Annotated in this window: 14 protein-coding genes and 1 riboswitch; of the genes, 12 read left to right on the top strand and 2 right to left on the bottom strand. The window is 41.0% G+C overall.

Annotated elements, in window-relative coordinates; all coding sequences use genetic code 11:
- The first annotated feature begins 73 nt into the window (after positions 1-73).
- From liaF to ACTWP7_RS08265, 8 genes are all read left to right on the top strand, one after another.
- Complete coding sequence (liaF, locus tag ACTWP7_RS08300; RefSeq protein ID WP_443122786.1) at positions 74-793, top strand: cell wall-active antibiotics response protein LiaF; 720 nt, start codon at positions 74-76, stop codon at positions 791-793.
- The gene (locus ACTWP7_RS08295) at positions 790-1830 is read left to right on the top strand and encodes a sensor histidine kinase (RefSeq protein WP_443122785.1); all 1041 of its coding nucleotides are present in this window, start codon (positions 790-792) and stop codon (positions 1828-1830) included. The genes liaF and ACTWP7_RS08295 overlap by 4 nt, the downstream gene beginning before the upstream one ends.
- Complete coding sequence (locus ACTWP7_RS08290) at positions 1827-2459, top strand: response regulator (protein ID WP_443122784.1); 633 nt, start codon at positions 1827-1829, stop codon at positions 2457-2459. The genes ACTWP7_RS08295 and ACTWP7_RS08290 overlap by 4 nt, the downstream gene beginning before the upstream one ends.
- A gap of 289 nt (positions 2460-2748) precedes the next feature.
- Positions 2749-3450: a ribose 5-phosphate isomerase A gene (gene rpiA / locus ACTWP7_RS08285; protein WP_443122783.1), complete on the top strand. Its 702-nt coding sequence runs from the start codon at positions 2749-2751 to the stop codon at positions 3448-3450.
- 83 nt (positions 3451-3533) lie between these two features.
- The gene (locus ACTWP7_RS08280) at positions 3534-5060 is read left to right on the top strand and encodes an RQC-minor-2 family DNA-binding protein (protein WP_443122782.1); all 1527 of its coding nucleotides are present in this window, start codon (positions 3534-3536) and stop codon (positions 5058-5060) included.
- 248 nt (positions 5061-5308) lie between these two features.
- The gene (locus ACTWP7_RS08275) at positions 5309-5953 is read left to right on the top strand and encodes a DUF4166 domain-containing protein (RefSeq protein WP_014645027.1); all 645 of its coding nucleotides are present in this window, start codon (positions 5309-5311) and stop codon (positions 5951-5953) included.
- A 19-nt stretch (positions 5954-5972) separates the two neighbouring features.
- Positions 5973-6809 (top strand): tryptophan 2,3-dioxygenase, encoded by an 837-nt coding sequence (kynA, locus tag ACTWP7_RS08270; protein ID WP_443122781.1) that lies wholly within the window; start codon positions 5973-5975, stop codon positions 6807-6809.
- Between the two features lie 96 nt (positions 6810-6905).
- Positions 6906-8252 (top strand): polysaccharide deacetylase family protein, encoded by a 1347-nt coding sequence (locus tag ACTWP7_RS08265; protein WP_443122780.1) that lies wholly within the window; start codon positions 6906-6908, stop codon positions 8250-8252.
- A gap of 61 nt (positions 8253-8313) precedes the next feature.
- Here ACTWP7_RS08265 and metX read toward each other — a convergent pair whose 3' ends face one another.
- A complete protein-coding gene (gene metX / locus ACTWP7_RS08260; RefSeq protein WP_443122779.1) occupies positions 8314-9366 on the bottom strand; it encodes a homoserine O-acetyltransferase MetX in 1053 nt (350 codons plus the stop codon).
- Positions 9367-9386: 20 nt separating this feature from the next.
- Positions 9387-11090: an O-acetylhomoserine aminocarboxypropyltransferase/cysteine synthase family protein gene (locus ACTWP7_RS08255; protein ID WP_443122778.1), complete on the bottom strand. Its 1704-nt coding sequence runs from the start codon at positions 11088-11090 to the stop codon at positions 9387-9389.
- Between the two features lie 90 nt (positions 11091-11180).
- A riboswitch (SAM riboswitch) is annotated at positions 11181-11290 on the bottom strand.
- A 149-nt stretch (positions 11291-11439) separates the two neighbouring features.
- Between ACTWP7_RS08255 and ACTWP7_RS08250 the strand changes: the two genes are divergently transcribed.
- The 4 genes from ACTWP7_RS08250 to ACTWP7_RS08235 all read left to right on the top strand — a co-directional run bounded on the left by ACTWP7_RS08250 (position 11440) and on the right by ACTWP7_RS08235 (position 14894).
- Positions 11440-11637 (top strand): DUF2188 domain-containing protein, encoded by a 198-nt coding sequence (locus ACTWP7_RS08250; RefSeq protein ID WP_014645022.1) that lies wholly within the window; start codon positions 11440-11442, stop codon positions 11635-11637.
- A gap of 889 nt (positions 11638-12526) precedes the next feature.
- Positions 12527-13318, top strand: coding sequence for an ABC transporter ATP-binding protein (locus ACTWP7_RS08245; RefSeq protein WP_443122777.1), 792 nt, complete (start codon positions 12527-12529; stop codon positions 13316-13318).
- A 244-nt stretch (positions 13319-13562) separates the two neighbouring features.
- Positions 13563-13826 (top strand): hypothetical protein, encoded by a 264-nt coding sequence (locus ACTWP7_RS08240; RefSeq protein ID WP_014645019.1) that lies wholly within the window; start codon positions 13563-13565, stop codon positions 13824-13826.
- Between the two features lie 150 nt (positions 13827-13976).
- Positions 13977-14894, top strand: coding sequence for an aldo/keto reductase (locus ACTWP7_RS08235; RefSeq protein ID WP_443122776.1), 918 nt, complete (start codon positions 13977-13979; stop codon positions 14892-14894).
- Positions 14895-15033: the final 139 nt, after the last annotated feature.

The following is a 15033-nucleotide window of genomic DNA, read 5'->3' as shown; positions in this document are numbered from 1 at the left end:
TCGTGATATGATAAAAGGCGCAGATCACTGCGTCTTTTTCATAATCTCGGGGGATAAAAGGAGGATGACCTTTATGTTTAAACGTTTATCAACGGATGCAATCAATACTTTATTAATCATAGGGGTGATCCTCCTTGTTATTGAAGTAGTTTTTTTCAATGGGGGACTCGTGTTTTCTGTTTTATTTTCCAGTCTTCTCATCTATATAGGCTGGAAAAAGTATCATGTTTTCTGGAGAAAAATCTTCTTTTGGATTGGTGTCGTAAGCCTAGTGTTAACCGTTTTGAGTATGATTGCGGTCAGATTCCTTATCTTAGCAGCCCTCCTATTGTTTATTCATAACTATTACAAATCCAAAAAAGAACCTGAACAACTGCAGCTGGAAATTATAGATACCAATGAGGAAATTCCTTACAATGAGCCATTATTGGCGCAGAAATTCTTTGCAGATCAATCCACTCCACATCAATCGTATAAATGGCAGGACGTAAATATTCATGGAGGGTTTGGGGATCGCATTATAGATTTAAGTCAAACTGTACTGCCTCATGATGAAGCTGTGATATCCATACGTCACCTGGCAGGTAACATTTTTATTTATGTGCCTTATGAAGTAGAAGTAAGTATCCAGCACAGCGCGGTCATTGGTCGTGCAGCTATTTTTCAACATAAGAAAACGAAGGTTCTGAACCAGTATGTATCCTTTCGCACCTCTGATTACGTGGCGGCAAAACCGAGGGTGAAAATCATTACGTCAATATTTTCCGGAGATCTTGAGGTGAAGCGCATATGACGATATGGCAGCGTCAAATTCTAAGCAGCTTCCTTACATTTTTCCTATTCGCGATTGTTTTATCAGGGTTTACCTTTGTTGCTTTCCCATTAGACAAGTGGGCTGATCTATGGAACCGCCGAGTCATGGATCTACCTTATGGTTTGTTGATCATCACCGTATCCACCATTTCAGGTTTGCTGGTTGGTATTGTACAGGGCTGGACGTGGCGAAGGCGTTTCCATGCTGTTGATCATCAATTAGATGAGCTTGTAAGAGGAAATCCTGTCACCAATGAAGAATCAGATATATATGAAATGAAGGAAATTGAAAATAAAATCGCACAAATCGAAGGTAAGTTTGCAAAACAAGCTAAGCTAGCTCAAAGGTTATCGACAGAACGGGCTGAAGAGAGAGAAAAAAGTCTTCAGGAGGTGGTGGTTCAGGAGCGGAATCGTTTGGCTAGAGAACTGCATGATTCTGTAAGCCAGCAATTGTTTGCCGCTTCCATGATGATGTCTGCCATCAACGATGTAAATCCACCTGAGGATGGGACTGTGCGAAAACAGATGCAAATGGTAGAAAAAATGATTCATCAATCTCAGCTGGAAATGAGAGCTCTGCTGCTTCATTTGAGACCTGCCGCATTAAATAATAAAACATTATCAGAAGGGGCAGAAGAACTTCTGTATGAGCTGACTCAAAAAGTTCCTATGGATATTGAGTGGACAGTGGAATCGATTGAAGTAGATAAAGGCGTGGAAGATCAGTTGTTCCGAATTCTCCAGGAGTCTGTATCAAATACGCTAAGGCATGCAAAGGCAAGTACTCTACACGTCATGTTGATTGAACGGGATGGGAATATCATTTTAAGAGTCGTAGATGATGGGGTAGGCTTTGTAGTAGAAGAAGCAAAAACAAGTTCCTACGGACTTCAAACCATGCAGGAGCGTGCGTTCGAGGTGGGTGGAACTTTAAAGATCGTCAGTTTAAAAGAGGAAGGAACAAGGCTTGAAGTTAAAATCCCGTATCGTAAAGAAGGAGGGGAGACGCTATGATAACGGTTTTGTTTGCGGATGATCATGAAATGGTCAGAATTGGAGTGTCAGCCTACTTAACAGCACAGGCAGATATTGAGGTGATCGCGGAAGCGAGTGATGGAAGGGAGGCAGTCGAATTAGCTTTACAACATCGTCCGGACATTATCCTCATGGATCTAGTTATGAAAGAAATGGATGGAATTGAAGCGACCAGGCTGATTGTTGAGCAGTGGCCTGAGGCCAAAATCATTATTGTCACCAGTTTCTTAGACGATGAAAAAGTATATCCGGCACTGGAAGCTGGAGCGGTCAGTTATATGCTGAAAACTTCAAAGGCTGAGGAAATTGCTAAAGCAATCCGGGCTACCTATAAAGGACAGTCAATTCTTGAGCCTGAAGTGACGGGGAAAATTATGAATAAGATGAGAACTCCTCAATCCAATCACCTCTATGAGCAGCTCACGGCACGAGAAATGGAAATTCTACTGCTTATGACTGAGGGGAAAACGAATCAGGAAATTTCTGATCAGCTGTTTATAGCCCTGAAAACAGTGAAGGTTCACGTGAGTAATATTCTCGGGAAGCTTGAAGTTCACGACAGAACCCAGGCGGTGATCTATGCTTTTAAGCATGACCTCGTTAATTAAATTTGTTCTCTAAACCGTAGGCTACGGTTTATTCAAAATAAAAGAAACAGTAGTAAAAGTGAAAAATAATCAGCTTCACGTACACTCTTTTCAATTTCATTATCCTTTGCTACTGAAAAAACTGGAGTTTTTAAAAAACGTATGTAAATTTAAAGTAAAAGATTACATGATTTTGTAATTATTCTCTTTAATTATGCTTTAGAAGGCTGCATATTTGTTACACTTTGACCAGAGTCTAATGCTTGTTTATCCATATTTTCGGGAATACCAAGTGGAAGAGGTGATATCTGTGAAATGGAAGAATCAATCCGCAGTTCAAGAGAGCTGGTCTGGAGAAATATCAAATAAAGAACAGAAAGAAAAAGCAGCTCGCCAAGTGAGTGAGATGGTGAAGAATGGAGATGTGATCGGAGTAGGCTCCGGCTCCACTTCTTATCTGGCCCTAAAAGCAATTGCTGCCAGAGTGCAGAAGGAAGGACTTGATATATTAGCAATCCCAACCTCTCATGAAGCTTCATTAAACTGTGCTACATTAGGAATTAAGACGACTGATCTAATAAATAGTCGTCCAGACTGGGGTTTTGATGGAGCGGATGAGGTTGATGCTGATAACAGGTTAATTAAAGGAAGAGGCGGAGCTATGTTTGCAGAAAAACTAGTGATGGCGAGCTCTCCAAAAACGTACATTTTAGTAGATGGAAGTAAATTCGTTTCTAGACTGGGTGAAAAATTTGCTTTACCGATTGAGGTGGATCCAAGAGCGCTTCACCTGGTGGAAACGAAACTTAAAGATATGATGAAGACAAAACTTAAATTGAGAATGGCTAAAGGGAAAGATGGCCCTGTTATTACTGAATCGGGAAATTTGATTTTGGATATGACATTAGAGGAGACGGTGGATAATGATCTTGAAAATCGACTCCGTTCTATTCCTGGAGTTATAGAGACAGGCTTATTTATTGGGTATCCCGTGGAAATATTAACAGTTTGAGCCCATTTTACTAATAATTGTTGGTACTCCGTAATACTTTTTCTATAATAGTAGTAAATCCTTCATTCAAAAGGGGAATCATTATGGGACTGCCAGAGACGATTGTTTATCAGGATGAACGTTATCCATTCATTGTGCTTACACCGATTGGAAAGAAAAACAAGTTTATAAGATCGGTCGGTCATAAATTTGAACGGGGGTTATTATCAAGATTGAATGATACAATTCTCGATCAAATGGAGCACATGAATATAGATGCTGCCCCAATTCGTCGTTATTTGGGTATTTCAGGTGAAGCGGTTCTGCCTGTATCACTGCAAAAAGACGAAACGGTATATCCACATTTATTGCGCCCAGAGCTTTTCTTATGGAGCCCATTGTCTGAAGAACATGGACTGCCTTTAAAAGATTCCTATATTTATAAAACGGATTTCACCCAATTGTCTTCTGAAAAGTTGAATGATCATATTGCAGAGGTGTTGGAAGACTACAGATTCTTGGCAGATATAAGCGAATATCCACGCGATTACTGGCTCACAAAGATCACAATAGCTTTTCACAGCCACCCGATCGTTAAGCTTATCCATGAAAAGAGGGAAGTCATGGACGCTGTTGAAGTTATGAATCAATCAGCGCTTCTATCTGTAATCAAATACCCTGAAGATATAGCTTATTGGCGTCACCGAGTAGGGATTGTGATGCGTCCTTTCCGATCACTGCCAGAAAAGTGGCTTCAGAATTCAGACAGTAGCTGTCCACACGAAAAACAGTTGCAATTCGATTCAGCTAACCGCACCATCTGCTGTTATTGTGAAACATGTGATTTCTGTCTTTATTATCAAGTAGATGAGGACCGGGTTTATTTTGAAGAGGAATTTGATGAAGAACGTGCCCGGAAGCGCATGGTTACGATTGAGGATCAATTCAATAATATAGCTAAGCAGAATGAAGCGCTGCTTGAACAGCTCCTCCAATTAAGATCCTTAAAAAAGCAATTGGGAGCTGCCCGTAAAAAACTTGAAGAAAGTATGCAGCTGGTGCATCAGATCGAACTTTATCAACCGGAGGAAGCTAATCTTTCGGCCTACCCACTCTTATATATGTATGATAAGCTGAGCCGCACAAATATTCCAGAACGCACATCTTCTTCAGAACTGTGCTGGCTGTCAAGAGTCGAACTTGATGATGTACGGATGCTGAAAGAACTTCCGGAATGGTTGCAGTTGGTGCCCGAGAACGTTTACCCCATGACCAGTCATGTACTGGAAGAGCTTAAAGGAAAATTGGAAGAGGTTCGTTATGGAGAAGACGATATCATTATTACAATTAAAGGAAGACCGGTAACCTATGCTTACACCCAGCAAATTCTGGACTTAATCTATTACTATGGTACGGATTATCCCGCTCATATCCTCGTTCATGTGCTGGCCGGAAAGGCTACAAACAAACTCAGGACCCTGAACTTGCATGAAACCAGATGGTTTGGCTTACTTTCCGAGTGGCCAGAGAAACATATTCAGAAATTGTTTAATCAGCTTCAAAAACAAGGCTGGATTATGAAACAGCGAAAAGGATATTCAGTCAGTGATTTTGCTGAAGAGGTTATGTAAAGAGCGTTCTTGGCCGATATTAATATAGAAAAGCTTTTTTAGTGCACTGAATTCATGATAAAGACCTGCCTTGGCAGGTCTTATTTGCATCCATCGTGTATCCGCTTCCTTGTGCTATAATGCTAATATAGCCCGACAATTGACCGCAGCCATGAGGGCTTCTCTAAATAAAATTGTATTCAATAATGATGAAAAGTATGTTAACAACACACCAAGGTATACATAATGTTTGAAGGAGGTCATAAACAATGAAATCCATTTACCAAAAAGCTCTAGGAGAGCAGTTTTATCAATTACATCCTGCGATGCAGAAAAAATACGGCATCACAAGCGAGGATAATTTAATGATGCTTGGACAGGGAAGAATGACAGAAATTCGCGGAGCCCATCCTATCCTCCGGCCATTTTTTCTTTTAGGAAATTTTGATCACCTGGTGTTTGCTGAAAGAGGGAAGCAGGTTCCTTTTACTCTTGAAAACTATGCCTATCGAGATGATCAAGGCAGAGAAACTATGAGTTGGATACGGCGTTTTTTCTTTCCTTATTCCATCCGGGGATTTGATGCAGCGATGCGCTTTGATGAAGAAAAGCAGAAAATTATAGATGATTTAGGGAAGTCTGCACTTCTTCAAACGGAGCTTGATCTTCATGTAACGGCAGAAGGGGGATTGTACATGGAATCCGTACAAACATCTTATCAAAATAAGTTTCAAGTGCCAGGACCGACAACCTCTGTGTACGAACATTATGATGAAGATCATGAAGCTTACCGGGTGCATGTCCATGTTGAATACGGCATGTTAGGAACGCTGTTAATGTATGAAGGTATGGTCCATACTGAGTTTCTGCCGATGACTTATAAGAACATCCCGGAGCGTGGAATCCTGGAATAAATGGAAAGGAGCAAGGCCTGTGAGTGATAAGGACTCTAAAGAGAATGAAAAGGTTCATACGGATTTTAAAGAACGCATGACCTATGGAGAATACCTGCATTTAGACGAATTGCTGTCTGCTCAAAAGCGTTTGTCCTCTCATCATGATGAAATGCTGTTCATCATTATTCATCAGGTAAGTGAATTATGGATGAAGCTGATCCTTCATGAGCTAACAGAATCGATCCATGCCATTCAGAAAGGTGAATTGGCTTCTGCGTTTAAGATGCTTGCCAGGGTTTCTAATATTCAAGTGCAGATTATTCATGCATGGGATGTTCTTTCCACTCTGACTCCTGCTGAATATATAGAATTTCGGGACAAGCTGGGACAGGCTTCTGGATTTCAGTCCTATCAATATAGAATGGTTGAATTTGCCCTAGGCTATAAAACCCCTCATGTATTGAAAATTTATCAGAAATCGCCTGATCTCCATGAAGAACTTACAAGAGCTTACGAATCTCCAGGAATTTATGATGCCGCTATACAAAAATTAGCAGAAGCGGGTCTGGATATTAGTTCAGATGTACTTCATCGCGATTATACAAAGTTATATGAAAAAGATCCTACTGTAGAAAAAGCGTGGATGATAGTATATAAAGATGTCAATCAATACTGGGATTTATATCAGTTAGCTGAGAAGCTGGTTGATATTGAGGATCGCCTACAGCAATGGCGTTTTCGTCATATGAAAACGGTTGAGAGAATCATTGGCCATAAAACTGGTACAGGGGGATCCTCAGGAGTCGGGTATTTGAAAAAAGTGCTGGATCACAGATTCTTTCCTGAATTATGGGATGTTCGTACAAGTCTATAGCTGACGGATTAATCTGAAAATAACAAATACATTAATACAACATTACATTTGTGTTACAATAGGTGGTGCCAAAAAACTAGCAAAGAGGTACGACTAATGAAACCTATTATTATATACATGGCTCTTTTTAGCTTACTGTTAATGGCAGGCTGTTCTTTCATTGCAAATGCTAATGAGGATTCCAAAACCAGTCAGGCAGAGCCCATCTATGACGTAAATATACAAACGGAAATTGTAGAATTTGAAGAATATCATATCACAGTCCATTACCCGGACACGCCGAATAATCAAATTAATCAAACCATAATAGACTATGTAAACCAGAAAAAGGCAGCTTTTAAAAAAGAGAGCTATAAGGCCTTACAGGAAAATGAAGTTAAATCTTCCCATGAATTGCACATCGATTATGAAGTACTGCACCAGGATCATCGTTTTTTCGTAGTGCAGTTTGAAGAAACAATGGATGTAGTACCAGGGGAGCCGGTCATTAAAAAAACCACTATAAATTTCGATAAAAAGAACGGAAAACGCATCGAATTGAAAGACTTGTTTAAGGAAGATCTTCCTTATATTGATCGACTCGTGGAATTTACGGCTGGTACCCTGAAGAAAGATGGGGACTATTCGGAAGATATGGATAGTGCGTTAAAAACGATCTTTAATAACAATCTTCATATTGCTTTGACCGGAGAAGGAATTGCTGTTTATATCAATGGTGTAGCAGATTTTCCTGAAAAGGTTGTTCTTGGGGAGAAAGCTGTAAATGAATTGTTGCGTCCTGAATATGCAAATGCATTAGAATTGACTGGAAACATCAAAAAGGAAGAGCCAATATATAAAGAAGAAGACTCAACTTTCTCTGCTGAAGATTATCGTTCACAACATGGACGTTCGGGAAGCAAAGAGGTTGCTCTCACATTTGACGATGGTCCTCATCCTGAGGTGACAGCCAATATCCTTGAAACATTAAGCGAGTACGAAGCTCGCGCTACTTTTTTTATGATAGGAAAACGGATTAGCTACTATCCTGAAGTTGCCAAGCAAGTAGCTAAAGAGGGTCATGAAATTGGAAATCATACGTGGGATCACCCTCGTTTATCCCGCTTACCGCAAAAAGAAGTGACGCAGCAAATTGATTCAACTCAACAGATTATTAAACAGGTAACTGGACAAAAGCCTGATATTATCCGTCTGCCATTTGGAGATCGTCCTCCTGTTACCTACAAAAAAGAGATCGGCACTGTGCCTTGGACTGTAGAAGTAAAAGGATGGCAAAAACTTGAGCCTTCTCAAGTAGCAGAGAATGTTTTATCTCAAGTGGAGGATGGTTCTATTATTTTACTTCATGATCTTCAACCGTCTATGGAGGAAGCTGTAGAATTAATTGTGAAGTCATTAAAGCAGGAAGGCTATACATTTGTAACGGTTAGTGAATTAAATTAAGTAAAAATAAAGCAGCCCGGGCATATCGCCAGGCTGCTTTATTTTGTATGTTAAATCAAGCTCAGTTAATCTTATTTCCAATCCAGGAAGCCCAGTCGTTGAACTCCACTAAAAATCCATCATGACCGTAGTCGGTATCGGAGTGAAAGTGTTCACTCCCTGGGACATGGTCGCTGAAGCTTTTAATAAAATCAAATGGGTAAAGCAGGTCGTGTTCGAAACTTAGTGTGTATACTTCCGCTTCATAATGCTGAGACGCCTGCTTCCAGCCGCCTCGCCCCCGTCCAATATCATGGTGATTCATGGCTTCCAGTAAATATAGATAACTGTTAGCATCAAAGCGATCTTTAATTTTATCGCCTTGATAGTCTAGATAGGACTGAATATCGTAGGATGCATCTTCTTTTTGATTCCGATCAAACCGCTTCTGGAAAAGGGTTTGGCTCCGGTAAGTGATCATCCCTGCCATTCTTGCAATTTCGAATCCTTTGAGGTGTTGGTTCGAAGGGTAGTTTCCATGGTTAAATGAGGGGTCATCCTTAATGGCACGCGCTCCGATGTGATTAAAAGCTATTCCATAGTCACTTAAATAAGGTGTCGCAGCAAGAATAAAGAGCTGTTTCATATAAGTCGGATAAAGCAGTCCCCATTCATAGGCTTGCATGCCCCCGAGAGATCCGCCAGCGACAGCATGGAGGCGATTGATCCCAAGTTCACGTAAAGCCATCCGCTGTGAATGAACGATGTCACGAACGGTTACCGGCGGAAAACTTAATCGGTACGGTTCACCAGTTTCCGGGTCTAAACTGGCTGGACCAGTAGACCCGTGGCATCCACCTAATACATTAAATGTTATAACCTGAAACTGGGAGGTATCAATGGGTAGTCCTCTGCCAATCAATCCGGCCCACCAGCCAGGCTGTTCCTCAGAACCAACCGCATACTGGTTTCCTGTTAACGCATGGCAAATTAAGATAGTTGGAGCACCAGGTGGGCCGAATCGTTCATAAGCCAGTTCCACATTTGGCAATTGATCGCCGGATTCAAATGTAAAAGAACCAATTGAGATGGTTTTATTCTGAGACTGATAGCTGGTGGGATTTTTTACAGACATGTTCATGCCTCCTTTCCAGTTTAGACAGAGAGTGGTGTTTCCGTGTAAGACTGCCCGGAACGTAACGCTATTATAGATTCGTAAAGACTGAGTCCTTTAACGAGATTATCCTGATCTTCTGGTACCGATTCTCTTGACCATAACAAGCCAGGATTAATCTCTTGAGCTGAATGGATCAATTCTTGATCGAGCTCTTTTGCATAAAGAACATCAACCACAGGCAGGGAGGAAGCCTTAAGGTCTTCAAGGTTTTCCGTTTCCACAACCTGAAAACCTAAACGTGAAAGCTTCTTCGCTTCGATTGAAAGTTCATCGTTGGAAGCAGTTCCCGTAATAGCGATAACTCTCTGACGCAGTTCATTATTCGAACGATCCAACGAGGACGTCAGTGTCTCTTCTACAAGGGTTTCGGCGTGATGATAAGGTTTTGAAAAACCGGTGGCTTCTTTAAGGCCCGCATCCAGCTCAGCTATTAGATCTTCTATTGATTCAAGCCCTACAGACAAACGTACTAATTCTTCCGTTACCCCGGATTTTTCGAGATTCTCATCACTTAACTGCTGGTGTGTGGTAGAAGCAGGATGAATAATTAGTGATTTCGCATCCCCAACATTGGCTACGTGAGACCAGAGGTTCGCTTGATCAATCAATTTTTTCCCTGCCTCACGCCCACCTTTAATGCCGAATACGACGATCGATCCATATCCATAACTGAAGTATTTCTTAGTAAGCGGATGCGTTGGGTGCTCAGAGAGTCCGGGGAAATTCACCCATTCAACGCCTTCATGAGACTGCAAGTATTCAGCAATTTCAAGAGCCTGATCAGAGTGTTTAGTGATTCTTAAATGAAGGGTCTCAAGACCTTGAAGCAGCAAGAATGCGTTATGTGGACTTAAGCAGGCGCCCGTGTCACGGAGCAGCTGCACTCTCAACTTAACAGCGAATCCGGCTGGACCTACATCCAGACCAAAGCGGACGCCGTGGTAACTTTCATCAGGTTCCGTGAATCCTGGAAATTTTTCATGATTCCAGTCGAAGCGCCCACTGTCTACCACGAGCCCGCCGATTGTCGTTCCGTGACCGCCAATCCATTTTGTAGCCGAGTGAATGACAATATCCGCTCCCCAGCTGATCGGTTTGCAAATGTAAGGAGTAGCGAACGTGTTATCGATGATAAGAGGAATATGATGTTCATGAGCTACATCAGCAACCGCTTCAATATCCAGCACATTTAAGCTCGGGTTACCGATTGTTTCAGCAAAAATAGCTTTAGTATTAGGGGTAACCGCTTTTTGGAAATCTTCTGGGCTGGTTCCTTCAATAAAATGAACAGTAATTCCATATTTAGGAAGGGTGTGTACGAACAAGTTATAGGTCCCCCCATATAAATGGGAAGAGGCTACAATTTCATCTCCAGCGCTGGCAATATTCAAAATGGCCATCGTTATGGCAGACATGCCTGAAGCGGTGGCTACAGCCGCGGCACCATCTTCAAGTAAAGCAATGCGCTGCTCTAATACATCGACAGTTGGATTCATAATACGCGTGTAAATGTTGCCAGGCTCTGCTAATGAAAATAAGTTCTGGGCATGGTCAGTGTCATTAAAAACGTAAGAAGTGGTCTGATAAATCGGAACAGCACGTGATCCAGTAGTCGGGTCGGGCTGCTGACCTCCATGCAGTAATAAAGTTTCAGGTCCAAATTTGTGAAAAGGTAATGTCATTAATAATCCTCCCTAAATTTATCATTCATTAATTCTAAAATTAAAAAGCCCTCTTCTTAAGTAAGAAGAGGGCGTAGCAATCAGTTCCTCCACTTATCTTCCAGATCCATAGATCTGTAGGAATTAGCACCTTTTCAAGTATCTCCTTGAAGGTTGCCGGGCGTCACAGGGCCTAGTCCCTCTGCCACTCTCGATAAGAGTTTTTAATATTCAGCTATTTATTAACTTGTATGGAATTATAAATTGTTTTATGCTTAATTGTCAAACTATTTGTGCAAAAACCAAATACGTTTGAAATGTCAGTGGGGTGGGAATGGTTTAGCAAGTATAGCAAAAGGAGTGAATAGACATGAAGGAATACACAGTAGCACCTAATAAAGACGTAACAGGCTGGTTGATCAAAATAGAAGATGTTGCCCCTACGGATTTGTATGATGAGCGTGATACGGCAGTAGCAAAAGCTGAAGAAATGGCTCAAGATAACAAACCAAGCAGACTCTATATTTTAGATCAGAACCACGAAGTTGAAGAAGAAAGAAGTTATTAATTAAGAAGACTCCCAAAATGGGGGTCTTTTTTTATAAGTAGCACTTTTATATTATCGTACAATATTATTAAAGAAAAGCTCCCGTTTGTTGAAGACTCAGTTTCGAGATATTGGAGGAGCGGAAGGTCCTCCGGGGGACGATTTCGCTTTCCGTGGGCATGTGGTAAGCTTCCTCAGGCTTCGCCTTCCGGGATCTTACCGATCATGTTCATCCCACAGGAGTCTACATCACCCCCCTCCGGACCTTGCCGAATCAGAAGCTCGAAAATGCACCAAAAATGCCTACTAAAATTAACTGGAGAGCGAAAGAGTATCTAACTTATTTAAGTATGCAATCCCTGATATATAAGAGGTTAAGGCTGATCCAGAGCGATTACCTCTCTTATAGAAGGGTCCGTTCACTCCTCAATCATAGGATGGCGGAGGAAACGACGAGACTCCCGCGGGAGAAGGAGCTAGGCGAGACCCCACAGGGAGTGATAACGACTGAGGAGGCTTGCCAGTTCCCCCGCAGGAAAGCGAGTTGTTTCCGCAGCCAACACCCTCTCTAAATGAGCAACGGACCCGAATTATCTCGAATTCGAGTCTTCAATAATCCGGCCCTATTGCTTAATAAGCTTTTTATTATAAATTGTGAACTTAATTTATTAGATCAGTTAAGGATGTGTGAAGAGGGCGAGTCTTATCGGAGATTCGGGTGTATTGGGGCGACTTGTTAATTTTAAAGAATTTTGAAATAATTATGATTACATAATTCCCATTGGGAAAATCGTCACTCTATGTAAAAGGAAGTAACGATGTTAGAAAGGAAAGAATTTTAAGTCCTGCCAGGGTATTATGCGTACATAAATTCTTATAAATTGTAGTCGGATAGAAGGGAGTCACATCTATGGTGCTGGAGATGGACAACGTATCTTTAAGACGCGGAGACAGATGGATTCTAAAAAATATTAATTGGCATATTGAAGAAGGACAGCACTGGGTCCTGTTGGGGCTGAACGGTTCTGGGAAAACGTTTATCCTTAATTTACTAAATGCGTACACCTTTGCAACAAAGGGAGAGGTTAATGTATTAGGTATGCAATTTGGGAAGACTTATCTTGCAGAACGACTGCGTAAACAGATTGGGTTTGTATCTTCAGCGATTCAGCAGAAGATTCATCAGGAAGATAACGCTTTTGAAGTGGTGCTGAGCGGAGCGTTTGCTTCCATTGGACTTTACGAAACCCCTACGGACGCTATGAGACAGAAAGCTATATCATTGCTTGAAGACCTTGGATGTATGGACTATGCTAATCGAAACTATGAAACTCTTTCAAGCGGGGAAAAACAGCGGGTTTTAATTGCACGAGCATTAATGGCGGATCCTTCTCTCTTAATTCTAGATGAACCCACTAACGGCCTGGATTTTATTGCACGCGAAAAGTTACTAGAATCCATCGAAGAGATTGCAAAAAAACCAGGTGCTCCCACTATGATTTATGTGACTCATCATGTAGAAGAAATTCTTCCGATTTTCCACAAAACTTTACTGCTTAAAGAAGGAGAAGTCTTCAACGCAGGAGACACAACTAAAATGATTACGAGTCTGCAGCTTTCATCCTTTTTTGGATTGGACGTAGAAGTACGCTGGCACAACGAACGTCCTTTTCTTTCTAAAGTACAGGGAACTTCCGTATAACCAACAAGCAGCTCCCGATATAAGCACTGGTGATAAAATTTATGCCCAGTCTTCCTATGGATTAATTAGCTGTTCCCTACTTATCCAGTTTGCCCATCATTCTTATTTGTGTTAAATATAAGAAAGGAATGCGTGGTATATCAAAATTTTATTCTTGAATAGCAGTTGAAAATATCTGTAAGCTCTTATATGATAATGATTATATACAGTTTCAGAGCTTTGATTTCCGTAGAGGAGTGATCAAATGTTAAAGGAATCGGACTTTCCCACAGATGAACTGAAAGAACAGTGGATAAAGGTGCGAAACAAAAAACTGGAAGAAATGGCTCAATATATCCAGCGCTATTTTCATCTTACTAAAGTCAGAGAGAATAAAAGCAGTTATGAAGTGCAAGGCTACTTCTTTCAGCCTGGCTTTGGCGAGGTAAGAATGGCGTTTGAATTCAGCTACGAAAATGTGGCTAAATTTACGGACTTATTTGATGAACCTATTGAAGAAAAAAGCTAAACGATGAAGATGAAACCCCGCTCTAAATTTTTAGAGCGGGGTTTTTATTGGATTATGGGGTTTTCCGGATCTTATATACAAGCGTTTTCAATTACTTTATTTTCAATATAATGTTAGGATGAAACCATTCAATGAGGAAGAGGTGGGAGTTTGAAAAAGCTTAAGCTTGGTAATAGCGAATTAGAAGTTGGGGAAATTTCTTTAGGTTGTATGAGGATTAATAAACTTGAAAAGAAAGATGCCCGATATGTGATTGAAAATGCGATGGATACAGGAGTCGATTTATTCGACCACGCAGATATTTACGGAGCAGGAGAATCTGAGTCTGTTTTTGCAAAAGCGATCGACATGAATGATGATGTTCGTGAAAAAATGAAGCTGCAGACAAAATGCGGCATTCGTGATGGATATTTTGATTTTTCTAAAGATCACATTCTTGAATCTGTGGAAGGCAGTCTGAAACGGCTGAAAACAGATTATGTAGACAGTTTATTACTGCACCGCCCAGATGCTTTGTTTGAGCCAGAGGAAGTGGCTGAAGCCTTCGCTGTGTTAAAAGAAAGTGGGAAAGTTCGCTATTTTGGTGTGAGTAATCAAAATCCGATGCAGATCGAACTATTGAAAAAGTATTTGAAGGAAGATTTAATTGTGAATCAGATGCAGTTAAGTGTGGTACATACACCTATGATTGATGCTGGGTTCAATGTGAATATGCAAAACGATCCAGCTGTTATGCGTGATGGAAGTATCATAGAGTACTGTCGTTTACATGATATATCTATTCAGGCCTGGTCACCGTTTCAGCATGGGATGATTGAAGGGCCATTCGTTGGAAATAAGGAATTCCCGCAAGTCAATGCGAAGCTAAAAGAGCTGGCAGAAAAGTATGGAGTCACAGATTCATCCATCGCTATTGCCTGGATTCTTCGCCATCCGGCTAATATTCAGCCAGTAGTAGGCACGATGAACACAGAGCGTATGAGAGACATAGCAAAGGCCTCTAATATAGAGTTAACCAGACAAGAATGGTATGAACTCTATATTGCAGCCGGGAATGAGCTGCCTTAATAGGATGTGTACAGATTAATGAAATAAGTGCTGTCTTATTTCATTTTTCCCTCTCACCGTCTACTTTTACTAGAGAATAGGATCTTCTCAAAAACTGAAACTAGAGTTTTTGAGTGAGTATCCGTTACGATGAAATAAA

The sequence above is a fragment of the Halobacillus sp. B29 genome, assembly GCF_052246755.1.
In the GTDB taxonomy this organism is placed as follows: Bacteria; Bacillota; Bacilli; order Bacillales; family Halobacillaceae; genus Halobacillus; species Halobacillus halophilus.
The sequence above is the reverse complement of the archived record's forward strand: the minus strand, read 5'-3'. Positions and strand labels throughout refer to the sequence as shown.

Coding starts and splice junctions, on each gene's coding strand:
- liaF (WP_443122786.1), top strand. CDS start 74: ATGTTTAAACGTTTATCAACGGATGCAATCAATACTTTATTAATCATA.
- ACTWP7_RS08295 (WP_443122785.1), top strand. CDS start 790: ATGACGATATGGCAGCGTCAAATTCTAAGCAGCTTCCTTACATTTTTC.
- ACTWP7_RS08290 (WP_443122784.1), top strand. CDS start 1,827: ATGATAACGGTTTTGTTTGCGGATGATCATGAAATGGTCAGAATTGGA.
- ACTWP7_RS08280 (WP_443122782.1), top strand. CDS start 3,534: ATGGGACTGCCAGAGACGATTGTTTATCAGGATGAACGTTATCCATTC.
- ACTWP7_RS08275 (WP_014645027.1), top strand. CDS start 5,309: ATGAAATCCATTTACCAAAAAGCTCTAGGAGAGCAGTTTTATCAATTA.
- ACTWP7_RS08265 (WP_443122780.1), top strand. CDS start 6,906: ATGAAACCTATTATTATATACATGGCTCTTTTTAGCTTACTGTTAATG.
- metX (WP_443122779.1), bottom strand. CDS start 9,366: ATGTCTGTAAAAAATCCCACCAGCTATCAGTCTCAGAATAAAACCATC.
- ACTWP7_RS08255 (WP_443122778.1), bottom strand. CDS start 11,090: ATGACATTACCTTTTCACAAATTTGGACCTGAAACTTTATTACTGCAT.
- ACTWP7_RS08250 (WP_014645022.1), top strand. CDS start 11,440: ATGAAGGAATACACAGTAGCACCTAATAAAGACGTAACAGGCTGGTTG.
- ACTWP7_RS08245 (WP_443122777.1), top strand. CDS start 12,527: ATGGTGCTGGAGATGGACAACGTATCTTTAAGACGCGGAGACAGATGG.
- ACTWP7_RS08240 (WP_014645019.1), top strand. CDS start 13,563: ATGTTAAAGGAATCGGACTTTCCCACAGATGAACTGAAAGAACAGTGG.